Here is a 22,121-nt window from a genome sequence, read left to right as displayed (position 1 = left end):
GTCGGCGCTCCGTCGCGCTGGATCCCCGCCTGCGCAGGGATGACGGAGCTAGGGGGACAGCGGCGTCCATTCCTCGCCTTCGGGAAGCGGGGCGAAAATACTGTCGAGCAGCTCCTCGCTCACGTCTTCGGGCGTGGGCGGGTTCCATTTGGGATCGTTGGTTTTGTCGACGATGACCGCGCGCACCCCCTCGGCGAAATCGGGTCGCACCAGAACGCGGCTGGCGATGCGGTATTCCATCCGCATATTGTCGGCGAAATCGGTGAGATCGGCGCTCTCCTTCAGCTGGCGTAGCGCCACCTTGCAGGTCTGCGGGCTCTTGGTGCCGAGCGTGTCGCGCTCCTTGGCCGCCCAATCTGTATCGGCAGCTTCCAGGCTGGCGAGGATATCCTCGTAGCTGTCGGACGCGAAATGCCGCGCGATCTTGTCGGCATTCTCCTCGATCCGCGCCTTGGGTGGGCTGCCGACCATTTCGGAAAGCACGCCTGCAATCCGCCCCGGCTTGTCGAGGATGCGCGCCTTGGCTTCGGCCACCATTTCGCTGGGCAGGTAATGCGTGGCGAGACCCGCCCACAAACACTCCGCCCCGTCCAGCCGCGCGCCGGTCAGCGCCAGGAACTGGCCGAGCCGCCCGCCGAGCCGCGAGAGGTGCCAGCCGCCGCCGACATCGGGGAAAAGGCCGATGCCCGTTTCGGGCATGGCGAAGCGCGTGTTCTCGGTCGCGACGCGGTATTTGCAGGGCAAGGCGATGCCAACCCCGCCGCCCATCGTGACGCCATCCATGAAAGCCACGATCGGCTTGGCATAAGTCATCATCTGATGATTGAGCTGATATTCGTCGTGAAAGAACTTGCGCCCGCTCGCGCCGCCATCGTTGAGCGCGGAATGCCGCAGCAGGTTGATATCCCCGCCCGCGCAGAACCCGCGCCCTTCTGCATGATCGAGGATCACGGCCTCGATCTGGTCGTCATCCGCCCATTTCGAAAGGGCCGCGCTCATCGCGTGGCACATGTCCAGCGTCAGCGCGTGTAGCGCCTTGGGACGATTGAGCGAGATATGGCCGACCCGGCCATGGGTATGGATCAAGATGTCGTCTGTCATATGTCTTTACTGCCGCAGCAGGTCCCGGCCCACGATCATGCGCATGACCTGATTGGTGCCTTCCAGGATCGAATGCACGCGCAGATCGCGCCAGAAGCGTTCGATCGGGTATTCCTTGAGATAGCCGTAGCCGCCGAACAATTGCAGCGCATTGTTGACCACGTTCGATCCGCCATCGGTGGCAAGCCGCTTAGCCATGGCGGAGAAGCGGGATTTGTCGGGCGCGTCATCGGTAACCTTGGCGGCGGCGAGATAGAGGAGGGCACGCGCCGATTCCAGCTCGGTCGCCATGTCGGCGAGCATGAATTGGGTGTTCTGGAAATCGGCGATCTGCTGGCCGAATTGCTGGCGTTCCTTGGTGTATTTGATCGCTTCGTCGAGGCAGCGTTGCGCCCCGCCCAGGGAACAGGCGCCGATATTGAGGCGACCGCCATCGAGCCCCATCATCGCAAAGCGGAAGCCTTCGCCTTCGTCGCCCACCCGGTTTTCGACCGGCACGCGCGCATCCTCGAAGATCACCTGCGCAGTGGGCGACGCGTTCCAGCCGAGCTTCTTTTCAGGCTTGCCGAAGCTGACGCCGGGCGTGTCCTTATCGATGACAAGGCAGGTGATACCCTTGGTCTTGTGCTCGCCCGTGCGGACCATGGCGACATAGACGTCGTTGTATCCCGCGCCCGAAATGAACTGCTTGGTGCCGTTGAGGACGTAATGATCGCCGTCCAGCACCGCGCTGGTCTTGAGGCCCGCCGCATCCGATCCGCTGCCGGGTTCGGTGAGGGCGTAGCTCGCCACCTTGTCCATGGTGACGAGGTCGGGAAGGTATTTGTCCTTCACGTGCTGGCCGCCGAACTGGTCGATCATCCAGCTCGCCATATTGTGGATCGAGATGAAAGAGCTGGTCGTGGGACAGCCATAGGCCATCGCCTCCATGATCAGCGCGGCTTCGAGGCGCCCCAGGCCGATGCCGCCCGATTCCTCGCTGACATAGATCGCACCGAAGCCGAGTTCGGCGGTCCGCTTGATCACGTCGATGGGAAAATGGCTGGTCTGGTCCCATTCCCCGGCATGGGGCGTGATGTTGTCGGCAGTGAAGCGCTGCGCCATTTCCTGAATGGCGAGCTGGTCGGAAGTAAGCTGGAATTGTCCGGTCATGGGCGGGGCTCTAGCGGGGGAGATTGTCGGTGGGAAGGGGCGCAGCCGTGCTCAGCCGCAGCGGATTTCCGTGATCCGCGACTGGGCGTCGTACATCACGGTGACCCGGTCCGGGCGGTAATCCATGGTGAACATGCTGTCGGGCGGCCCCCAGCGCAGCGTGCGCGAGTTTGTCGCTGCAAGGATCGCCGCTCCGGTGTCGGACGAAGCGGTCTGACCGATGAAGCGTTCAGTGCGCTCGGCGGTGCATTCGCTGCCGCTGGTGACGCCTGCCTCGCGGTCCTCGATCGGACCGCCCGGTTGCGTCGCTGCGCAACCGCCCAGTGCGAGAGCGAGCGGAAGGGCTGCAGCGATGATGGATGTCTCGCGCATCGCCATCATCCCATCGTCGGGATGACGAAGGCGTTCGATCCGTCCCCGCCGCCATCCGGCCAGCGCTGGGTGACCTTCTTGGTCTTGGTCCAGAAGCGCAGGCCTTCCTGCCCGTACTGGTCGATGTCGCCGAAGCCCGAACGCTTCCAGCCACCGAAGCTGTGATAGCTGACGGGGACCGGGATCGGCACATTGATGCCGACCATGCCGACATTGACCCGGTGCGCGAATTCGCGCGCGGCGTGGCCGTTACGCGTGAAAATGGCGACGCCGTTACCGTATTGGTGTTCGCTGGGCAGGCGCACCGCCTCCTCGAAATCCTTGGCGCGCACGATCTGAAGCACGGGGCCGAAGATTTCTTCCTTGTAGCTTTCCATGTCGGTGGTCACCCGGTCGAGCAGGGTCGGGCCGACGAAGAAGCCGTCCTCGTGCCCCTGAAGCGAGAAGCCGCGCCCGTCGATCACGACCTCGGCGCCTTCCTTCTCGGCGGTGTCGATCCATTGTTCGATGCGCTGCTTGTGCTCGGGCGTGACGACGGGGCCATAATGCGCGTCCTTGTCGGTCGAGACGCCGACACGCAGAGCGTTGATAGCGGGGATCAGCTTTTCGCGCAGGCGATCGGCGGTATCCTCGCCCACCGGAACCACCACGGGCAGCGCCATGCAGCGTTCGCCAGCCGAGCCGAAGGCTGCGCCTGCAAGGTCGTTCACCACCTGGTCGAGGTCGGCGTCGGGCATGACGATGCCGTGGTTCTTGGCGCCGCCGAAGGCCTGCACGCGCTTGCCGTTCGCGGTGCCGCGAGAATAGATATATTGCGCGATGTCGCTCGATCCGACGAAGCTGATCGCGGCGATGTCCTGATGATCGATGATGGCATCGACCATTTCCTTGTCTCCATGGACGACCTGCAAGAGGCCTTCGGGCGCGCCAGCTTCCACGAACAGTTCGGCGAGGCGCACGGGCACGCTCGGATCGCGCTCGCTGGGCTTGAGGATGAAGGCGTTGCCCGCCGCGATTGCCATGCCGAACATCCACATCGGGATCATCGCCGGGAAATTGAACGGCGTGATGCCCGCCCCGATGCCGAGCGGCTGGCGCATCGAATAGACGTCGATGCCGGGCCCCGCGCCTTGCGTGTATTCGCCCTTGAGCGCCTGCGGAATCCCGCAGGCGTATTCGATCACTTCGAGGCCGCGTTGCACATCGCCATGCGCGTCGTCCACAACCTTGCCGTGTTCGCTCGACAACAGTTCGGCGAGCGCTTGCTTGTTCTCTTCGACCAGCCGCTTGAATTCGAACATCACGCGGGCGCGGCGCTGGGGATTGGTTGCGGCCCATTCGGGCTGAACCTTCTTGGCGACTTCGACCGCCTTTGCGAGCAGATCGGCATCGCCAAGCGGCACTTCGGCCTGAACCTCGCCGGTGGACGGGTTCCAGACCTTGTGCGAGCGGCCGCTGCCGCCGCCACTGCCGTTCGGGCCACCGGAATGGCCGGAAATGACGTGATCGATATGACGCATTGTATTCTCCTCTGGGTCGCGCTCTTGCCGGACGGCGGCGCGAAATCAAGCTCTCCCCCTGTCAAAGCCTGCCGAGCGCGCCCGTTCCGCCTTCGGGCCATCATTGATGCGTTCGACGTCTCGATCCCGATTGACGCAACCAATCCCGCACGGCAAAGGGCGCCGGTACGCGGGTATGATGTAATGGTAGCCTGCCAGCTTCCCATGCTGGACGCGCGAGTTCGATTCTCGCTACCCGCTCCACTCTTCTGAAACAACCGCAGAAAACCGCCATCTGGAGGCGGCAGTGCGAATTTCTTCACCCTTAGCTTCTCACACGGCTGGTCACATCAGCCGAAGTTCTAATCGCTCCCGCGTGCGATACAGAGCGTGCGCAGCCTGAGATGAGACAGCAGAGCTATCTCGTGAGGCGTGGCGCTCGATATCATTTTCGAAGACGTCTCCCTTCCGCTTACAAATGTAGTCAACCTATAAGCATCGCATTGGGCACGACCAGGCCGGACGAGGCGCGCCGCCTCGCTCGTCTGCTTGCCGCGAGATGGGATGAGCTGCTTATGTTCGAGTTTCATAATTTTGATCGCTGTCACCTTACTGTTGTCGAACAGCATGCGCTTTTTAAGAAAGGGTTGGAAGACGAGCTAGCTAGAGCCACGGCGCATCTCACGGCGCCCCTGCTGGCTTCGCGAGCCGATCGCCACAATCATAAGGTTATGGCGGCAGCTTATCGCATCGTCGCCAGAGTACCACACGATACAGCCGCGATCCCTCACGAGATCGTCGAAAGCGAAATAGACGACCGATGGACACCGCCGGAAATCATGCTGTTATGGAAGGTGCTACAGTTCCTCGTGACACCAATGAGCGTTAGCAGAACATCAGCAAAAGAAGATCTTCAAGCGCTTGGCGCTCCCGTGAACGATGGAACTTGCAGGGAGGGCCGATCACATCTCTTACGCGGTTACGCAGAGGCTCATCTTCGGGTCGGCGAGGCGCACGCAAGAGGTATTGATATTGCACGACTAAGCCCGATTGCTTTGCTCGATGAAAACTGGTCCGACGTCGCCCAGACGATCGCCGCACCACCAACCCATCATGTCGATGATGAAATGCCGCTAGTCAGCCAGCCCGAAATTGCAACGGTCAGTGGAGGCAACCTGTTCTTCGCAAAAATTACCAACGTACGTTTCAGTGAACAGCTTGAAGAGCTTCATGAAACAATGTTCGAGGATCACAATTGGCAGCCCGATAATGGGAAAACCCGCCACATGCTTGAAGTATTTGCCTGGCTGACGGGTGACAAAGCGATGTCGGACTATGAGCCCGCCGACATCAAGGAGTATGTCCGCCGCCTCCGGCGTATTCCGAAGGGCTTCAATTGGGGGCGTCTACAGGTCAAGGGAGCTATGGCAGAGCCTTTTGACCCTGCCTCCTATCCAATTTTGAATCCTTCGAAGCGCCGCAGTGATCGGACAATCAACAGTCACCTGACGAAGCTCCAATCGGCATCTAATATCCTGAAGTTGACATATTGGATGCACCGGCATGGTTTTGGAATGGTCATGAATTTTCAGGAGGCGCGTAAACGCATCGAGGCTGACGACTCCGACCCAAAACGCATGCCGCTGACCGAGAAAAATCTCGTCGCGATCTACGGCCTTCCGCTATGGCAGGGAGGTGGCGGTTGTAACGCACGCGTCAAGCCGGCTCAAACCCCGATGGTTTATCAGGACGCGGCTTACTGGGTGCCGTTGCTGGGCACATATGCAGGAATGTCTCGTGAAGAAGCATGCGGTTTAGAACTCGCAGACGTCGAGATAGATGCTGTAACCCCTTACGTATTGGTACGAGCCAACATGACCAAGAGTAAGGACGGCAAAACGCCAGGGGGTCTGAAACGTTCGTCACGTCGTCGAGCCTTGCCCCTTCACACTGAGCTCTTGCGGCTTGGATTTGCCGACTATGTGGCCGCGATCAAAGAAGAAGGCTGGGACAGGCTTTTTCCGGAACTTTACGGAAAGATTAACAAGGAGCGAGGGTACGTCCGCTGGATGAAGCCAGGGGGACCGAGGTTTTATGGAACGGCATGGCGCTATATCATCGATGCAGCTCATGCGATTGCACCGCTTCCTCAAACCTCGGATGGGAAGCACGCTGACTTTCACTCGCAACGGACATTTCACTACAGCGCGATGGCAGGGGAAGGGGTTAGCGAGGCATTGCTGGCCCGCCATGTGGGGCACAGCGGTCGAACGACAGGCGCCAAAAATTACAATCGGCGCGCACTCGCGCTGGGCGAAGAAAAGGAGTTAGCCGAGCGGATGGCGGTGCTCCAACAGCAGGTTCTGAGCGTTACTTCTCATGTTCCCAAGCCAACCAGTGTTTCCTTGTTGCCAATCAACAAACGTTCGCGAGTTGGATCGGCATTAGGTCGCAACGCAGCGAAACATTTTCTTGCTTGAATGATATAGTTGCATCTGCCTTTCTTAGCCGACGGGTCCTTGCTCATATGAAGTTCGACCCATTGGGCTGGCGAAGGTACCTTGCAAAGGTAGGAGAGGCTTTTGCGAACCGCGAGTTAGAACTCAGCCCCCCCCTTTGGGCATCTGTTAACCCCATCCTATAACGTTTCGGTAACCAATTTTGAGGCCACAAGGCCGGGAGCCGATACAATGGAAATCTACATTGAAGAACTCGATATGGCCAGCCTCTTCCACGGAGGCACCACAGCCGATGCTCAAAGTCGTTGGCTACGCCTGAACGGCGATAGATTCAAAGATGTTGGCAGGGTTTTCCCCTATGACCGCCACAAGACGGTTGCCGAGCACGTGGCGACCAAGCTGAAGCACGATCATAACGTCGCGCTGAAGCGCGCGGCATTAAGAACGCTGGAGGAGCTTATCAAGGTCGGCCAAGGTCTCGAAAAAGAACAAATCGAGAGGCGTTCATTTAAAACTTCGGGAAGGAAAGCCACGTCGACCAAACCCAATCGGGAAATTAGTGACTTACCACAGGCCGATGTAATGCCTGAACCGCAGCCGATCCCAGTTCCGACAGCGCCGATCGAGCCGAGACTGGCATCGACGCCATCCCCGATCACCCCGCCAGCGAACGCTGTAAGGCCTCGTATATTCACAATGGTGCGAGATCAGGTTGATAAGGAAAACCTCCTCAAGCCCGTTCTGATGTCGTACGTCAAAGGGGTCGACGTCGCCGAGCTGAAACGCGCTCTCGGCCAGGTCGAAGGTGGTTGGCGGGCAATAAAGGTGCCAGACGATTGTCGTGCTGCGCTGGAGTGGGTCGATGCGCAGTAGGTCGCCATTGCGAACTTCCACCCAAAAGAAAAATTGGCCGCCGATCTCCGCAGCTCTGCTGTCTCTTGGCGACCGAATTTCGCGTGACGAAGGCAAAACATCGGCGCCTTGTGGCGAACTTTTATCAACCTTTGGCGAATTGGCGGCGTGTGCCACTCGATCTTTTGCCGAACAATGGCAATCGACATCCTTCGGCCCGCCAAACGATGCTTGCTTGCGGCGCTTTTACAAACCCTTTGCGGCCAATGTACAGGTCAAAAAGGGTTTCGATTTTGTGCAGGATGGACGGGAGGGCCCGTCCGTTGGAGCACCTCTCGGCCTTCGGCCTTAAGGTGCAGGGGGTATGAGCAAGAGGAAGTCCAGCGCGGTTGAGAAGTCCGACGCTTCGAAGATGGTAGTCGTCAAGGTCAGAATGGAGCAGACCTTGGTCGATCAACTCGATGTAGCAGTGGGTTTAGGTTCGCGGGCCGAATTGATCCGCGATTTGGTCGCGGCCCGTCTCACCCCACATCCGGCACTTACAGCTACTCAGAATGTCGATCGCGTTGCACGCGCATTGGCCCAGCACCTCGATCCGAATGCCCGGACCATCAATCGATACGAGGGCGAGACCGAGCGATTGGACGATTTAGGCGTTAAAATCGCCGAACTCACTTTCGCGGTGCGTGGGCTGAACCGCACGATGGCGCAACATTTGCTCGACGCGGCAGGGATCGGGCGCACAAAGCCATGATCGTCAAGAGCACCGCACGCAAAAACAAGCTCAAGAGCAAGCTCGGTATCGAGGCAAGCCGTCGGGCCATGACCCGAGCTGTGGTGGCTGTGATGGAATATTCGACCGATCAGGATATCGGTTTTGAACTTGGTGTGCTACGGCAAGGGCAAGAACCGGTGCCGGTGAAACACGATGCTTTCGCCGAGGAGACTGAAGCGCAAATCGACGAAGCCGCCCGCACGCTTCTCGCCTACACCCTAAGCAAGAAGCCCGGTGAAAAATTACGCGCGGTGCGCACGAGATCCGTTTTCGGCCACGAAGACGACGATATCGAGGTCGAAGAGTTTACCGAGCGCGCAGTGGTGTTGATGGCTGATGCCGACCCCTCCCATCTTCGCCACGTTATTCTCGCCGATCCTGTTGCCGGACTGGATCAGGTCATGATCCACTTGCGACGCTTGTACGGTCCAGCTGCTTCGATTTCGTTGACCGAACATGGCGATACAGATCACCGTCACTTCCATGCTGTCATACTGACCGTTAATCCCGCGACCGGGAAAGGATTCCAGATCAATAAGGGGTTCGACGTCGAAGCGCTGCATATGCTCGCCGCGAGTATCGATTTCGAGAATGGCGTATATCCCGAGCCCAACGCGCTTTTCGTCGCGGATGAAGAGGCGATCTACGATCGTTGGAGAGGCCAACGAGTCGCTTCACGCAGTTACGAGGTAGATCCCGCGGCAGCGAATTCGGTGCGACACAATCGCTTGATTATAATGGCCGACAACGAGGCTGCCGATCATGCGGATGAGGGGTGGCTAAGATTTCGTGCCGAGTCAAAGGGTCTCGAAATCGAGGCGCCGGAATGGGACGATGAACGGGTCGCGAAGCTGATGATAGCACCGCGCATCAAACGAGCTAAGTCCTGGGACGAGTTGCACGACAGTCTCGCCATGATCGGCGTCCGGTACGTGGACTACCGAGGAAACGGTCGCCTGATGTTGGGCGATGATCGCCATATCGCTGCGAGCGCTGCAATCAGCACGGCAAGCATGACCGAGCTCACCGGCAGGTTCCGCAAGACCTTTTATCCTCCTTCGCGTCCGGAGCTGCTTCGACCTTTCATTTGCCCGCGCTTCACGATGAAGAAGGCAGACAAGGCCGACGCCGAGGTCCGGCGGAACGCTAAAGGCCTCGTCGATGCCGAAGCGGAACGTATCGCTCAACTCGCCGATGAAAACCTTCGTAAAATGCGAGTGAAGGACCGGCATGAGGTCAATCGACAGATCCGAGAAGTGGCGCGTAGAGCCAGGGCTGATCACGCAAAAAAGTCCAAACTGAACGAAAACCGCCGTAAGGAAGAACGGGCGAAGCAGAATCCCAATCCGTCTCTCCGCGATCAGGCGGAGGCCATCGCGTGGCAGCTCGACATCGAGCGCTTCGACCAGATGATCGAGCTTTATTCAGGGTACGCGAGAACCCGATACTGGGATACAAATCAGTGGCGAAAGCAGGGTAGGCTCGAATTTATCGAATATCGCTCCTTCATCACTATCATGAAGGGCGCGGACAAGTTGCAGGCCTTGAGACTGGCTCAGCTGAAATGGGGCGAAGATTTCAAAATCTTCGGATCGAAGCGTGACATCGCGGAATATTGTCGTCTCGCGGCGCAGGAAGGAATTGTCTTCGGCGATAAAGAACAACGGAAGAGGATCAATGGCTTCCGTGTAGGGACGGCCTCTTCCAGTCTTGATGGCCAACCGCCGCCACATCCCCTGTGGCGTCGTATCGAGAAATTGACCAAGGCGCTTAATGCTCGCGATGCGGAGGGGGCGAAACGCTATAACGACCGTGTGGTCAACAAGGTTATGGATGCCAATATACCTAAAGGTGACAGGATCGATACGGCATCGCAGCTTCGACCAAATGATCGTCGCGCGATGATCCGCGTTCAGAATGCTCCCGACCATCGCGACGAACTCGTCCAAGATTACGAGCAACCAACCGGCCAGTCCATTGCATGGGTACAGAAGGCTCTGGACGCAAACCCGGAAGATCTTTCAAGTCCCCGCCTTCAGGGCTTTCTGATGGCGCAGTATTTCCACCAGGAAGCCGAGCGAGGCATATTGCTGAATTTGATTGAACGTGGCGAGGCTACGATCACAGACGACGGGGTGGTGTACAAAGGACGACGCGATTGGCCCCCGATTGCTCTTCAGCGTGAAAACGAAAATCCGGTTTTCCTCCGAAGCGCCGTCAATCGAGGCAAGCCCAAAATCGAAAGCACCGATCCGGACATCGAAGCCTACGTACTTTCCGGTGAACCTCACACCTTGCACGATCTCACGATCGCTCGGCAGGAGCTCGCCCAACGCTTGCTCAAGAAAGCGCGAAAAGGCGGCAAACGCTCCACATGGTTTCATCGGCTCGACCAACGCGAACAGATGATCGTGGAAGGTGCGATCGAAATGGCGCCCGACATGAGTCCCACGTTGGTGGTAGATGAAACGCTCATCAAGAACATGACACCGGCTCAAAAAGCTTTCGCGCGTCGTCATTCGCGATAGCGAAATCATCTACGTTCGATTGCTGCAAAGGAAGGCGCCGCCCCACACCAAAGGAGCGGCGAAAGAAGAAGACCCGGCAGGAGCCGAGTTTGTGACCGAAAGAGGTTGAAGGGAAAATAGAGAGCGTCGCTCTCGGACCTTCGGCCTCGATCAGTCATGAACCATCCTTATCGGAGATTACCCATGACGAGACCGTTCTCTCGCACGGCGGATGTAACCGCCGCGGCCGCGCTGCTGCGCGACCATCCCGACTACCGCGTACTCGAAAGGCTGCCGAAGCCGTTCGATAATTTGCCTGACGATCTGCCGGAAGGCGGGCGTAGGATCGCCATTCTGGATGTCGAGACCGAAGGCCTCGATCCGACGACCGATGCGATCATCGAACTGGCGATGATGCATGTGGCGGTCGATCAGAACGGCTGCGTGATCGGACATTCGAAACCGAAATCCTGGCGCCAGGATCCCTGCCGTCCCCTGAAACCGGAAATCGTCGAGCTGACCGGTCTGACCGATGATGATCTGGCGGGCCAAGTTCTCGACGAGAAGATCATCCTTCGAACGCTCGAGCGATGCCATATCGTGGTTGCGCACAATGCTCGGTTCGATGTCGCTTTCGTCGACCGGCAATTTCCGACGACCGCGACGATGCCGTGGGCCTGCTCCTGCTTCGAGATCCCATGGGCCACGTTCGGGCATTCGTGCCGAAAGCTGGAACACCTGCTGGTGGACCACGGCGCCTTCTTCGACGGGCATCGTGCTGAGATCGATGTCTGGGCGCTGTTCCAGCTTCTTCAGCTCCCGACCCGCTTGGTCGACGGCGTGGACAATGAAACCAAAGAGCGGACCTACCTTCAGTGCCTTCTGCAATCGTCGGATGACGGCGCGGTACGGGTCCGCGCAAAGGGCGCGCCCTACGAAGCGAAGGACTTGTTGAAGGCGCGCGGATATAGCTGGGATCCAAACCGCAAGGTCTGGTGGAAAGATGTCCCGATGGACGACTTTTTCACCGAAAAGGCCGCGTTCGCACAGGCTGAACTTCCCGAGCCCATCGGCTCGCAGCTCGACGCCGTAAACCGTCACCGGTTCTGAAAGCTCAGACGCTTCTCATCTCCCATTCCTGACCGCTGGCATCGCGCTTTCTGCGCGAGCCACGCGCAGTCCAACGAAAGACCAAAATCATGACCGACCTCGTAACGCTCGAGGCCCGGCTGCAAGCCGACGCCAACGCGATTCTCGACCGCAATCTTTCATCCCGGCCTTATGTCATTTTCGATATCGAATATGTCTACGACCGGGAAGGCCAGCACCGCGCCGACCGGCATGCCGCCGATCCCCGTGGCACTACGGTTGAAACCAAGCCCGGCAAAACCAAGAAACGCAAAACGGAAACGAGGTGGCCGTTCCATCGCATCGCCTGCATTTCTGCAATGACCCTGATGGTTTTGCCGACAGGGATCGCGGTCGAGAACTGCGAGACCTGGTCTCGACCTGAATTGACCGAAGGCGAGATCGTCCAGGCTTTCGCTGAGTTCGTGGAAGGCAGCACAGGAGCAATTCTCACTACCTGGGGAGGTGAGTGCAAGGATCTGCCCGTCATCCTCTCCGTCGCCATCCGCGAAGGGTTCGCGCTACCATCGTCGCTTGCGAACGGGTTTTGGCTGCGCGAGCGCCTCGATCTGTGCGATCTGCTTCGGGTGAAAGCGGAATCTGTGCACCTGAACGAGTACGCTCACGCTCAGGCCCTACCCGCCAAGATCATGGCGCCATGGCAATTGGGCGAGGCTGCCGAAAAAGGGTCGTGGGTCGCCTTGCGCGAGCACTGCGAATGCGACGTCACCGTGACCACAATGCTGCTGGTGCGCTGGTTGTTGGCGACCGGCAGGGTGAAGGGCGAACGGATGAAGTTCGATCGTGAGATCGCCGACGCAATGGCGCAGGCTCGTCCTTATCGGCCAAAGCTCATGGCAGCGATCGATGGCTTCACCAGCCCTGCGCTCGCGGTAGCCGCCTGACACGATCTTCGAAGGAGTCCCTGTCATGAAACCGCCCTGATGCTCGTCGGCGATCCGCCGCACTCCGTCATCATCAATCATGTCCGCCGCCCGCGCAGATCTCGCGTCGGTGGCGTTTTTGTATCTGAAGGAATTATCTCATGGCCAAGAAGCCATCCAAGAAAAGCTCCTACGTCATCGTAGCGAGCAATGTCCTGCCTGCGACCGTCATCCCAGGCACCAACGTCGTGGCGGAAGCCGCGTACCGCAACGATCGTCATCCGGATCGGCCGGGCCCATGGGATGGGGAGCCGGACAAGATCGCCTGGACCGACCGGGCGACCGGCTATTCCTGCGTGATCGTACGAGAGCGCCTCGGCGAGTACGGCGCTCATGTCGGTGTGCCGCCCGAACACTCGCTGAGCGGGTATAACGCCGATGCCGTTCCTGGCGCTATCAGCCAAGGCCTGCATCGACCGGTGAGTTGTGCGCAAGCCTGTCAACGCCGCGTGCCCGAACCGGTCAGCATCTGCCATGTTTCCGAACGGAACGCGCACTTTGCGCAGCAGATGGCGAGGGGGCAGGAGAGCGAGGACGATGCCTGGTGGCTCGGCATGCTGTTCGACGGCCCACGCGATCTCGTGCCGATGGGTCGCGACCGTAAGCTCGCAGCAGAGCGCGGTGAGACGTATCGCGATGCACGGTTCGCGTACGAGCAGGCGACCCTTCTCGCGCGCCGCCTTCACGAGTGGGACGCGAAGAGCGATGGGTCACCGCCTGTCTTGCGCAGTTCCGAAGAGGGAGACGGGCAATGAACGGTGCGTCCGATCTGCCGTACGAGGCACGCCGCAACCCCGCGCTCCCATGGGGCTATTGGATCCTCATCGACGCCGAGGATGATCCTGCAGCCCCGCTGCTCGACGAATACGGCGAGCGATGGCGTTCGCTACGCGAGGCGCTGTGGAAGGGGCGGCTCGGCATGGCCGCTCGCGGTGATCTGGGTCCGGCCGACGAAGAGCAGATCGAGTTCCTGCTCGCCATGCTCGCCATGATCGATCGCAGTGTCGTCAGCGCCGAAGGCGTCGTCAGCGACATGTTCGAGAACAGCTGGCTCCTGACCTCGCATTACTCCTCTTGGTTGGCGGGCCAGAATCTTATCGAGGCGGACGGCAACCTCGCAACCGCGCGACTGACACCGGAGGGCAGGGCGGTCCTTGTCATGCTCGCCAGTACGAGGCCTGCGGATCGCGAACCGCTGCCCATCGGGCTCGAAGGGCTTCATCCGTTCGCGAAGCTTCGCCCCGTACCGGACCGCGAGGCGATGGAGTCGGCGATCCTCGCTGCGGAAGCCAAAATTCCCAACGCGACCGTTCGCTTCTTGCGAAAGGATATGCCGAACCGCCCTTCGATCGTGTTGGTTGGTGCTGCGAACGCTAGAATGCCGATGGCGGAGACGCATTGGTCACTCGGCTTCACCCAGACCTATCATCGCGATCATCTCTACGCCTGGATGCTCGCACAGACTGATCGGTGGCAAGGCTGGTTTACGATCGCTCGCGAACAGCGTTCCGGCGCGCTGACCGAGCATCTGCTCACGCTGTTCATCGCGCAGGACTGCGAAGAGAGGAGGATTTGATACGAACTGAAGAAGGAGGCCGGTACCGGCCTCCTTTTTTGCAGCTCGCCTCGCATGGGGGCGATCCATTCGTCTTGATCGAGAGGGCAGGAGAAGTCCAATACTGAACTGTTAACCATTCTTCTTTCTTGAATTGAAATCTCTTCAGACCATATCTGCAAACGAGCGTGTCCATATATCCGGCCCCGTTGTGCCGAATATGTTAATGCCTTTTGTGGGCGCTCCGGTCGTGAGTGGACGAGCCACGGATACGACATCCTGTAAAACCGTGATCGACAATATTCGTGCGCGTGGCGCGCACGAGCATGTCATCTCGACCACAAGAGGCTCCCATGACGAACAGCATCCCTTCTACCAAACCAATGCGCCGCTCGAAAAAAATTCGGACATCGTGTCCGAATAAACCGGAACCGGCGCATGATGATACGAAGGTGAAATTACCGACCTTCGACCCCGCTTCTCCCGAAGCACGCGAACTCGAAGCGCGGTTCCGTGACCCGCGTGATCTCAAAAAACGGGCAGCCCGATATGCGCGACGTTGCCAAGGCAATGCCGATGATCTGCTGAGCGCTGCTCTCGTTCATGCCCTGCGCCGGCCGAATTGGGTCGCAGGAGTTGAGGGTCGCCTTGACGGGATTCTGTCGAGTCACGCCCATACGATCAACCGGACACGTAGGCGGATGGAGAAGAAGGGCATCGTCCTCGTTGCCGACAATGATGGTGCGATCATCGATAAGTGCTTTCCTTCGCCGCGCGATCCGGCAGCGGACATCGAACGCGAGCAGCGACGGGCGGGGGCGATGAAAGCGTTGGACCTGATCGCTGGCGATGATGTGGAAATGCGTATCCTTATCGACGGGATATGCATGAGTGAGCGTGGCCGGAAACTACGTGGTTCCTTGGGTATCACGGAACTAGAGCTTGCTGCCCTGCGCCGTCGCCTTAAGCGTACAGCGCAATCGGTCTGCCTTCCCCTTTGCTCCGATGGAACGATCGACCCTGATCTCCTCCAGTGGTTCGCAGCCTAAGCTTGGATGGTCAGTTGGGGGGCTATCGTGGTGGAAGGCGATTGTCCCCCCGACCAAACTTCGAGTTACGAAACAGTGTGATCGCTCTCTCAGGCGCTGAAGCCGGGTCCCGCTCGTACGTCTCGGCTACCGCATTTCGAGCATCGCAGCCTCCGCTCCACTTGCGCAATCTGCCGCGACCAATTCCGGCGCTGGCAGGATCGACACTCGACCCGCAGCATGTAGCCGTGCCTCGCGTAGTCCGAGATCGTATCGAGCCGCTTGGAGCTCATGGCTTGCGACGGATCGCCCACACGAGGGCAGACATGGCGGTGATGACAGCGGCGAGGCCGGCGAGCGTGGCGGGATCGAGAACGAGCATGGCGACCTTCCGATTCGATGAAGGCGGCTATATGTTCATACTTTGTTCCGTGTAGGAAAGCTTCAATTTTTGCTGGTTGGCGACAGTTGCTCGTATCGGCGCTGGACCTGACGCCACAACGCGACGGCTTCTGGCGGTCCCGACTGCTCGAACGCGGTCACACGCTGTGCGATGTAACGGGCGCCGTTCTCGCCGTGCTTGCGTTCGACGCTCAGCGTCAATGCCCAAATCTCCTGCTCGCGCGTAACGGGCATGCTCAGACCAGCGCGACGACGATGTTGTAGAGCACGCTGGCAAGTCCGAGGACGAACAGGAGACCGACGAACGCAGCTTCGCAGGCAATCCATCGATTTGCGCTGGCATTGGGGTTCTTATCGGCGTTCCAGTCTTTCATGCCGCGATCCTGTCATCTAGCGGTGACTATGGGCAAGTCCGCTCAAAGAGATACCATGTTCCGCCGAACTGCCACACTGGCTGCTGCAAACGCTTTTGCCGTCCCTTCCGTCGCGAATGCCTGGGGTCAGACCGGACACCGGGTCATCGGCGAGATCGCGCAGGAGCACATCAACGGGAGGACCCGCGCCGAGATCGAACTGATCCTCGGCGAGGAAGATCTGGCGCAGGCCTCGATCTGAGCGGACGAAGAACGTTCTAACCCGGACACGTTTTGGCAGCGCGAGGCTGGTCCCTATCACTTCGTTACGGTTCCGGAAGGCCAGAGCTACGCAGACGTCGACGCACCCGAAGAAGGCGACGCTCTGAGCGCGCTGACGCGGTTCACACAAACCGTGCGCGATCCGAACGCGTCTCGCGAAGAAAAGGCGCTCGCTCTCAAATTCATCGTGCACATCGTCGGCGACGTCCATCAGCCGCTTCATGCTGGCAATGGCGAGGACCGTGGCGGCAACGATGTGAAGGTTCGCTGGTTCGGCGAGGAAACCAACCTGCACTCCGTCTGGGACAGCAAGCTGATCGAGAGTCGGAACCTGTCTTATACCGAATACTCCCACTGGCTGGGCCGCGAAATCAATCCGGAGCAGACCATCGCTTGGTGGACGGCCGATCCGCAGGTCTGGATTGCGGAGAGCACCACGATCCGAGATCGGATCTATCCGGCATCAAGCAAAGCCAACCCGAGCCTCGGCTACGCCTATCAGTACGAAAATCTAGGTGTAGCGGAGACCCGGCTGCAGCAGGGTGGGATCAGGTTGGCGGCCTAACCTCGACCGAGTTTTCGCTCATCGTTGATACCGAAAGTAAAATTTCAGATCCTCTTCCGAAAATCGTCCCGCTTTCGGATCATCAGATTACCGACGCAGATGAATGCGCGACCCGGTCGGATCATCTTCGGCCTGCAAGCCGGAACCGAAAGCTATGTCCGGACATGGGCCGGTCGAAGGCCGTTCGCTTTTCTTGGAGTCGTTGCAGCAAGACAGCTTCTCTGGGCACTAATTAGTGCAGCGCGCAAACAAAACTGAGCTGGCATGATAGCACAGACTGGGATCACTCGCTCTTGGTTCCTTAAAACGCCTTAAGTCGTCTTCCTGCCCCAAGCCGGGTCATGGATGTGTGCATCTGTCGAGCCTTGAATCCTGCAGTCGGCACCATTAACTTAGGGGTGTATCCCCTTCGCATAGGTAGCGCTTGACTCAAATCAGGCACGGCCTATCGCGCGGCTCGCGCAAGCCCGTTCAGGGGGTGTTAGCGTCACAGACGCTAAATCGGGGGTAATAATGAGCCGCGCAGACTTCACTCTCACTTATGACGGACCGGCGCTAAAAGCGCACGAGATGGACGTGCGCGATCTTGCCCCGGCCATGCTTGCTGTCGGTGAATTATTCGATGCGATGAACCTCCTGCTCAACGGGGAGTCGGCAGAAGTCCAAATTAACGTCAAAGCGCATGAGCCGGGGTGCTTCTCGGTCGTTTTCGATATTATCCAAAACTGGCGAGATGGCGCTCTATCTCTCCTGACAGGCGACTACGTTGCGGCGGCACTTAATCTGAAGGAGCTACTGCTCGGCGGCGCTGGGTTGGTCTGGTGGATCCGAACTCACGGTGGGCAGATGCCGGATAGGGTCGAAAAGCTGTCTGGTAACATGATCCGCGTTCATTACGGCGGCGAAAGCTTCGATGTCCCACTTCAACTGCTCCGCCTATATCAGGACCTTTCTGTGCGGCACGCGCTGGAGAAGGTCGTTTATCGCCCGCTTCAAAACCCTGGCATTGATTTGGTCGAATTTGGCGAGCGGAGGAATCCGGCACAACGAGTGCGGGAGAACGAGGCGAGTTCTTTTCGCACCCCCGAAATTCCAGAGAAGGTCCTCGTCAGCGACACTCGCGAAGCGGCGTTTTCAATCGTCTCGTTGGCCTTCAAGGATGATAACAAGTGGCGGCTCCACGATGGCCAGAACTCTGTCAGCGCAACTATCGAGGATGAGGATTTTCTCCGCCGCGTGAACCAAAACAACATCCGATTTGCAAAGGGCGACGTGCTTATCTGTGAGATCGCGTTCGTCCAAAAGCAGACCGCAAAGGGTCTGGTTACCGAGAACGTAGTGAAGAAAGTCAAGCGCCACATTCCAGCGCCGCGTCAGCTTGATATGCCCTTACTGCCACCAACGGAGACAGACGATGACAACCCTGCGTGAAGCGATCGAACAGGGTAAGCTCGCCAAATTCATCGCCGAACGTGAAGGCGAGGAAGGCGACCAAGCCGCCTTCGACGCTACGCTGCGTTCAATGGCCGGAACGTCGAAAGAAGCTCCGCCAGCATCGTCTCCGCCCGATTGCGACGATTGAAGCGATACTCAAATTCCTTGACGTAGCGGCCGAGGTGCTTGGCGCTGACGCTGGTGTGAGTGCCGTTGATCGAGCACTTAAGGTGCCGCCAGAAATTCTTGATACCGTTGACCGAAACCGTCTCGGCTAGGCGGTAGTCGTAATAGGCATATTCCATCGCGCGGTGGTTCACGCGTGCATGGCGGTAACCGGCTTCTGAAAGGCTGGCGTAGCTGCGAAGTTCGTCAGTGTGGACATTGCCGCCTATACGCACGTTCGCCTTCACGAACGGCTCCAGCGTGGCGCGACGCTGGTTCGGAACAACCTGCGCTACAATGTCGCCACCACGCTCCAGAGCGCCCACAACGACCGTCTTAGCGGCGCTGCCGCGATTGTGAGTGCCCCGCTTGACGCCGCCCATCAGGGTTTCGTCAATTTCAACGTTCGTGCCAGCGCCGCCGATCTGACGGTCACCGTCAACGTCCGCCATGTGTTCGCGGATAAGCGCCGCCATGCGCCATGCGGTTTTGTAGGTGACCCCGAGCTGGCGCTGGAGTTCTTTACCGCTCACACCATGGCGCGTGGTCGTGAACCGGTGGATCGCGTAGAACCAAAGCTGGAGCGACGTGCGGGTCTTTTCGAACGGGGTGCCAACCGTGGGATGCAGGTGATGGCCGCACCATTGGCAGGAATAGGCGCGCTCGGCCTGAATGCGAAACCACTTGGAAGCGCGCTTGCACTTGGGACACTCGAAGCCCTGCCCGAACCGAACGTCGAACAGGTGCTGGAGGCAGGTTTCGTCGTCCGGATACAGCTTGAAAAACTGGGCGGTGGTGAGGGGCTTCGTCATACCCCATTCTATAGCTCAATCCGTTACGTATGGCAATGGGATACACCCCCTCTATTTAGGACTAAAAGCACATCCTTATAAAGAGAAGCGGGCAAGGAAATACGACCGCCTCGCAACGACCAAGTCTTGCTCACTAATGACCCTGATAAGGGCGCGAGGTTGCCTCCAAGTTGAATCTGAAAGAACGTCAGCTTCGGTTGGGAAACTTCGGCCCAGTCAATGACTGAGATTAATGCGCCTTGCCGACAGGCATCTCCGTCAAAACCGGCCCAGCAGCTTCTGGGCCGATTACAGATTGTCCGGTTTCAGGTGGCCGACAGTGGATAGCTGCCGCTCATCACGCCTGATTGCGTTGGAAGTTTTCGCCGACAGAGCCGCCGTTCGAAGCACTGTGGTTGGCCCCTGAAACCGACCGTTGGTTCACGCGGCGAATTTTGGCTCCTCTTAGGCCGGTTGCAGACTGTCACTTTGGGTGCGAGGCACCGGTTAAGGAGCCGCCCTCGTCCTAACTCGGTATGGGCGAATTTGAATTTAGTCGGAAGCCGACGCGCCAAAGTGAATGGTCGAGATATCAGGAGCCGGAAGTGGCGCTCCGATAATGTCGGCGAAGGTTTGATCAGAGATACGACGAAGAAAGGTGGGCATGTCGGTCGCGCCGAGCGGAAATTGCGGATTGAGGTTAGGCACGGCGAAGCCCGGCGACGAGGCGTTCCCTTCATACCGCACCAAGCCGTCAAAGCAGCTGAAGCACGTCGCATTGACGTGGAGTTCGCCATAATGCTGGAATAGCGCATGGGAGAGCAGTCCCGCGCGTCGGCGGACATGCGGCAACATCAGGTCGGCAGGGGCGATTTCATCGAACTGTACGGCTATGAACGCCGGTCGTTCGCCTGAGAACTGGCTCGCTGCCTTTCGCATCGCCTCGAGAAGCGGCTTGGAAGGATCATCCTCATTCTGGCTGCGCATCACTATCAGGCATCCGCCGTCTTCAGTGATAGCACCGGCGGCATGACAATTTTGCCCCCATCGCTGGCGGCAGATTGCGCTCATTCTCGCCTGGTCGACCGTGACCTCGTTTCGCAACTCTTGATCGAGAGCAATCCTTGTAACGGTGAACCATGACTCCGCAGCATTATCGGCTTGTCCGTTCAGCAGCATGTCCATCGTTGACCGGCGCAGTGGCTTTTGAGCCTGCAGATTGGCGGACAGCCGGTCCTCGAGGTCGATAAGGAGAACTTCGCTGCGCGATTGTTCGATCGGGCCCGAGAAGGCAGGGGTCATCGCCTCGATAAAACGATAGAAGTCCTTGCGGTGGATTTTCCGTCCGGCGTCAGCAGAAATGCTCTTGCATTCGACTTCGCCTCTAACCTTTTCGCGACAAAATGCGAGATCATACTGGTCTGTGCCGTCAAGATCAGGAAATTCGAGTTCGAAGCCATCGATTGCGAGACGCTGTGCAACATCCATCTCGAGATAGAGAGCGGCGAAGCCGGTCTCTGCTTTCAGTGCATCCCGGAGACGCCCGGTGAGCGATTTCTTCCCTTTGGTATTGAGAGCCGCGTGCACCTCTACGACCGTTGCCGCGAAGTGAAGCCCGGCCCAGGCCTGTATGTCGACATACTCGCCAAGGAGCCGGCCTTCCTTGGCGAGAATGTCGCATTGGTGGCTGATTGCGAGCTCGAGCCAGTGATAGTCTGCCACGATCTTCCATCGGTAGGGGGATCGGCCTTGCTCGGCATCGAGCCCATCGGCCCGCTTGAACCAGCGTTCGTGACCGACAAGCGCAAGAAATCGCGGAAGGTAAGCCGCAAAGTCTTCGAGCGTAGTTGGCCTGAGCAAGTGCATCTACTGAGGAGTGCCACTGGCAGCGGGAGTGGGAGCTCCAGCGGAGCCGGCGCCATTCGTCTGGATGGCGGTATCGGATGCTGGGGAGGCCCCATCGTCAGGGATGACCATCTGGGCTTCGACGGCGGTCTGCGATGCGAACAACTGCTGAAGGCCGCCTTCGCGGATCCAGTTCGTCACCATTGCGCCGACTATGAGCATCAGAACGAGCGCGATCACGCGGTAATAGGTCTGCTCGCGTTCAACCGCGTGGATCCGGCCGGTCAGGTCCTTGTCGACATCCTTGATCTTCTTGTTGATGCCCGCCAGCGATTGCAGTTCTCCCGAAATCCCCGGGATCAGATCGGGCGGAAAGGTGAGCTGAACCGGCCTATCGCGGCCGCGCTTCGTCTTGCGATCGAGGTTTGACAGCCAAAGGAGAAACATCGGCTGGCCCTGCCGCAGATGGACCGGTACCGGCCCGGCGTTGTAGACCGAGAAGATAAGGCGTCCCTTGAAGCCGGGGTCGACGTGGAAACCCGATACATTGATCAGGCCGCGCCATTTGATTTTCGCCTTGATCGAAATGAAGCCCAGCGCATCGTCGGGAATCTCGACGATTTCCTCGGTCAGGAGAAAGCCAAACTGACCGGGAGGAATGGTGAAGGCTTGGTTGTCGTCGAGCTGACGGATTGTGACGCTCTGCGGGTCTTCGGTCTGGTCATTGGGCGAAACGTAGACCTCCCGGCCCATGTGCAAGGTGTAGGCCGAGCAGTCTACACAGTCCTCGTCGAACGGCGTTATGAGAGTCGGGAGACGCTCTGCCAGCGTTTCGCCGCTCCAGAATCCGACCGCTTCCATTTTGCCCCCCATTTGTCAGAAATATGCTACATGAATCTGACAAACCGTCTT

At 58.8% G+C, this 22,121-nt stretch carries 20 protein-coding genes, 1 tRNA gene and 2 pseudogenes; 14 read left to right on the top strand and 9 right to left on the bottom strand.

The window, feature by feature from the left end; all coding sequences use genetic code 11:
• Positions 1-48 precede the first annotated feature (48 nt).
• From A3736_RS07845 to A3736_RS07830, 4 genes are read right to left on the bottom strand one after another with little or no spacing between them, the layout of a single operon-like run.
• The gene (locus A3736_RS07845; protein WP_067681333.1) at positions 49-1,101 is read right to left on the bottom strand and encodes an enoyl-CoA hydratase/isomerase family protein; all 1,053 of its coding nucleotides are present in this window, start codon (positions 1,099-1,101) and stop codon (positions 49-51) included.
• Between the two features lie 6 nt (positions 1,102-1,107).
• Positions 1,108-2,253, bottom strand: a complete 1,146-nt coding sequence (locus tag A3736_RS07840; protein ID WP_067681330.1) for an acyl-CoA dehydrogenase family protein — start codon at positions 2,251-2,253, stop codon at positions 1,108-1,110.
• 51 nt (positions 2,254-2,304) lie between these two features.
• Entirely contained in the window at positions 2,305-2,625 is a 321-nt protein-coding gene (locus tag A3736_RS07835) for an I78 family peptidase inhibitor (RefSeq protein WP_067681371.1), read from the bottom strand.
• 5 nt (positions 2,626-2,630) lie between these two features.
• On the bottom strand, positions 2,631-4,145 hold the full coding sequence (locus tag A3736_RS07830; RefSeq protein ID WP_067681326.1) for a CoA-acylating methylmalonate-semialdehyde dehydrogenase: 1,515 nt from the start codon (positions 4,143-4,145) through the stop codon (positions 2,631-2,633).
• A gap of 169 nt (positions 4,146-4,314) precedes the next feature.
• Between A3736_RS07830 and A3736_RS07825 the strand changes: the two genes are divergently transcribed.
• The 11 genes and pseudogenes from A3736_RS07825 (at position 4,315) to A3736_RS17065 (ending at position 15,393) form a co-directional block, all read left to right on the top strand.
• Positions 4,315-4,388, top strand: a tRNA-Gly gene (locus A3736_RS07825).
• A 140-nt stretch (positions 4,389-4,528) separates the two neighbouring features.
• A pseudogene (locus A3736_RS18260) lies at positions 4,529-4,684 on the top strand (DUF6538 domain-containing protein); the annotation flags it as partial.
• Between the two features lie 15 nt (positions 4,685-4,699).
• Positions 4,700-6,604 carry a hypothetical protein gene (locus A3736_RS07820; protein ID WP_067681323.1) on the top strand — a complete coding sequence of 635 codons (1,905 nt, stop codon included), beginning with the start codon at positions 4,700-4,702 and terminating at the stop codon, positions 6,602-6,604.
• A 210-nt stretch (positions 6,605-6,814) separates the two neighbouring features.
• Positions 6,815-7,456 carry a hypothetical protein gene (locus A3736_RS07815; RefSeq protein WP_067681320.1) on the top strand — a complete coding sequence of 214 codons (642 nt, stop codon included), beginning with the start codon at positions 6,815-6,817 and terminating at the stop codon, positions 7,454-7,456.
• Between the two features lie 343 nt (positions 7,457-7,799).
• Positions 7,800-8,189, top strand: coding sequence for a hypothetical protein (locus A3736_RS07810; protein WP_067681317.1), 390 nt, complete (start codon positions 7,800-7,802; stop codon positions 8,187-8,189).
• The gene (locus A3736_RS07805) at positions 8,186-10,738 is read left to right on the top strand and encodes a relaxase/mobilization nuclease domain-containing protein (RefSeq protein WP_067681314.1); all 2,553 of its coding nucleotides are present in this window, start codon (positions 8,186-8,188) and stop codon (positions 10,736-10,738) included. The genes A3736_RS07810 and A3736_RS07805 overlap by 4 nt, the downstream gene beginning before the upstream one ends.
• A 183-nt stretch (positions 10,739-10,921) precedes the next feature.
• Positions 10,922-11,827, top strand: a complete 906-nt coding sequence (locus A3736_RS07800; RefSeq protein WP_067681311.1) for a 3'-5' exonuclease — start codon at positions 10,922-10,924, stop codon at positions 11,825-11,827.
• 89 nt (positions 11,828-11,916) lie between these two features.
• Positions 11,917-12,750 carry a hypothetical protein gene (locus A3736_RS07795; RefSeq protein ID WP_067681308.1) on the top strand — a complete coding sequence of 278 codons (834 nt, stop codon included), beginning with the start codon at positions 11,917-11,919 and terminating at the stop codon, positions 12,748-12,750.
• 140 nt (positions 12,751-12,890) lie between these two features.
• Complete coding sequence (locus A3736_RS07790) at positions 12,891-13,544, top strand: hypothetical protein (protein ID WP_067681306.1); 654 nt, start codon at positions 12,891-12,893, stop codon at positions 13,542-13,544.
• Positions 13,541-14,365, top strand: coding sequence for a hypothetical protein (locus A3736_RS07785; protein WP_067681303.1), 825 nt, complete (start codon positions 13,541-13,543; stop codon positions 14,363-14,365). Before A3736_RS07790 ends, A3736_RS07785 begins: the two co-directional genes overlap by 4 nt.
• 332 nt (positions 14,366-14,697) lie before the next feature.
• A complete protein-coding gene (locus tag A3736_RS17065; protein ID WP_156502038.1) occupies positions 14,698-15,393 on the top strand; it encodes a hypothetical protein in 696 nt (231 codons plus the stop codon).
• Between the two features lie 423 nt (positions 15,394-15,816).
• On the opposite strand, the gene A3736_RS07775 is transcribed toward A3736_RS17065, so the two are convergent.
• Both A3736_RS07775 and A3736_RS17060 read right to left on the bottom strand, forming a co-directional pair.
• A complete protein-coding gene (locus A3736_RS07775) occupies positions 15,817-15,975 on the bottom strand; it encodes a hypothetical protein (RefSeq protein WP_197465541.1) in 159 nt (52 codons plus the stop codon).
• A gap of 35 nt (positions 15,976-16,010) precedes the next feature.
• Positions 16,011-16,148 carry a hypothetical protein gene (locus A3736_RS17060; RefSeq protein ID WP_156502037.1) on the bottom strand — a complete coding sequence of 46 codons (138 nt, stop codon included), beginning with the start codon at positions 16,146-16,148 and terminating at the stop codon, positions 16,011-16,013.
• A gap of 55 nt (positions 16,149-16,203) precedes the next feature.
• Between A3736_RS17060 and A3736_RS17935 the strand changes: the two genes are divergently transcribed.
• The 3 genes and pseudogenes from A3736_RS17935 to A3736_RS07765 all read left to right on the top strand — a co-directional run bounded on the left by A3736_RS17935 (position 16,204) and on the right by A3736_RS07765 (position 18,405).
• The gene (locus tag A3736_RS17935) at positions 16,204-16,389 is read left to right on the top strand and encodes a hypothetical protein (RefSeq protein WP_233999311.1); all 186 of its coding nucleotides are present in this window, start codon (positions 16,204-16,206) and stop codon (positions 16,387-16,389) included.
• A 42-nt stretch (positions 16,390-16,431) separates the two neighbouring features.
• Positions 16,432-16,974: pseudogene (locus A3736_RS17930) on the top strand (S1/P1 nuclease); the annotation flags it as partial.
• A 513-nt stretch (positions 16,975-17,487) separates the two neighbouring features.
• A complete protein-coding gene (locus A3736_RS07765) occupies positions 17,488-18,405 on the top strand; it encodes a hypothetical protein (RefSeq protein ID WP_067681294.1) in 918 nt (305 codons plus the stop codon).
• Positions 18,406-18,482: 77 nt separating this feature from the next.
• Here the strand turns inward: A3736_RS07765 and A3736_RS07760 are convergent, their stop codons facing one another.
• From A3736_RS07760 to A3736_RS07750, 3 genes are all read right to left on the bottom strand, one after another.
• The gene (locus A3736_RS07760; protein WP_067681291.1) at positions 18,483-19,385 is read right to left on the bottom strand and encodes an IS1595 family transposase; all 903 of its coding nucleotides are present in this window, start codon (positions 19,383-19,385) and stop codon (positions 18,483-18,485) included.
• A 531-nt stretch (positions 19,386-19,916) separates the two neighbouring features.
• A complete protein-coding gene (locus A3736_RS07755) occupies positions 19,917-21,086 on the bottom strand; it encodes a hypothetical protein (protein ID WP_156502036.1) in 1,170 nt (389 codons plus the stop codon).
• A gap of 144 nt (positions 21,087-21,230) precedes the next feature.
• The gene (locus A3736_RS07750) at positions 21,231-22,070 is read right to left on the bottom strand and encodes a deoxycytidine triphosphate deaminase (RefSeq protein WP_197465540.1); all 840 of its coding nucleotides are present in this window, start codon (positions 22,068-22,070) and stop codon (positions 21,231-21,233) included.
• Between the last annotated feature and the right edge of the window lie 51 nt (positions 22,071-22,121).

This window comes from Erythrobacter sp. HI0063 (assembly GCF_001635685.1).
In the GTDB taxonomy this organism is placed as follows: domain Bacteria; phylum Pseudomonadota; class Alphaproteobacteria; order Sphingomonadales; family Sphingomonadaceae; genus Qipengyuania.
This window is presented reverse-complemented; position numbering and strand designations above follow the sequence as displayed.

What these genes read in the sequence shown, in the direction of transcription:
- A3736_RS07790 (WP_067681306.1), top strand. Translation starts at nt 12,891, where the DNA reads ATGGCCAAGAAGCCATCCAAGAAAAGCTCCTACGTCATCGTAGCGAGC.
- A3736_RS07845 (WP_067681333.1), bottom strand. Translation starts at nt 1,101, where the DNA reads ATGACAGACGACATCTTGATCCATACCCATGGCCGGGTCGGCCATATC.
- A3736_RS07750 (WP_197465540.1), bottom strand. Translation starts at nt 22,070, where the DNA reads ATGGAAGCGGTCGGATTCTGGAGCGGCGAAACGCTGGCAGAGCGTCTC.
- A3736_RS07805 (WP_067681314.1), top strand. Translation starts at nt 8,186, where the DNA reads ATGATCGTCAAGAGCACCGCACGCAAAAACAAGCTCAAGAGCAAGCTC.
- A3736_RS07795 (WP_067681308.1), top strand. Translation starts at nt 11,917, where the DNA reads ATGACCGACCTCGTAACGCTCGAGGCCCGGCTGCAAGCCGACGCCAAC.
- A3736_RS07785 (WP_067681303.1), top strand. Translation starts at nt 13,541, where the DNA reads ATGAACGGTGCGTCCGATCTGCCGTACGAGGCACGCCGCAACCCCGCG.
- A3736_RS17060 (WP_156502037.1), bottom strand. Translation starts at nt 16,148, where the DNA reads ATGAAAGACTGGAACGCCGATAAGAACCCCAATGCCAGCGCAAATCGA.
- A3736_RS07815 (WP_067681320.1), top strand. Translation starts at nt 6,815, where the DNA reads ATGGAAATCTACATTGAAGAACTCGATATGGCCAGCCTCTTCCACGGA.
- A3736_RS07810 (WP_067681317.1), top strand. Translation starts at nt 7,800, where the DNA reads ATGAGCAAGAGGAAGTCCAGCGCGGTTGAGAAGTCCGACGCTTCGAAG.
- A3736_RS07835 (WP_067681371.1), bottom strand. Translation starts at nt 2,625, where the DNA reads ATGCGCGAGACATCCATCATCGCTGCAGCCCTTCCGCTCGCTCTCGCA.
- A3736_RS17935 (WP_233999311.1), top strand. Translation starts at nt 16,204, where the DNA reads ATGTTCCGCCGAACTGCCACACTGGCTGCTGCAAACGCTTTTGCCGTC.
- A3736_RS07760 (WP_067681291.1), bottom strand. Translation starts at nt 19,385, where the DNA reads ATGACGAAGCCCCTCACCACCGCCCAGTTTTTCAAGCTGTATCCGGAC.
- A3736_RS17065 (WP_156502038.1), top strand. Translation starts at nt 14,698, where the DNA reads ATGACGAACAGCATCCCTTCTACCAAACCAATGCGCCGCTCGAAAAAA.
- A3736_RS07830 (WP_067681326.1), bottom strand. Translation starts at nt 4,145, where the DNA reads ATGCGTCATATCGATCACGTCATTTCCGGCCATTCCGGTGGCCCGAAC.
- A3736_RS07840 (WP_067681330.1), bottom strand. Translation starts at nt 2,253, where the DNA reads ATGACCGGACAATTCCAGCTTACTTCCGACCAGCTCGCCATTCAGGAA.
- A3736_RS07820 (WP_067681323.1), top strand. Translation starts at nt 4,700, where the DNA reads ATGTTCGAGTTTCATAATTTTGATCGCTGTCACCTTACTGTTGTCGAA.
- A3736_RS07765 (WP_067681294.1), top strand. Translation starts at nt 17,488, where the DNA reads ATGAGCCGCGCAGACTTCACTCTCACTTATGACGGACCGGCGCTAAAA.
- A3736_RS07800 (WP_067681311.1), top strand. Translation starts at nt 10,922, where the DNA reads ATGACGAGACCGTTCTCTCGCACGGCGGATGTAACCGCCGCGGCCGCG.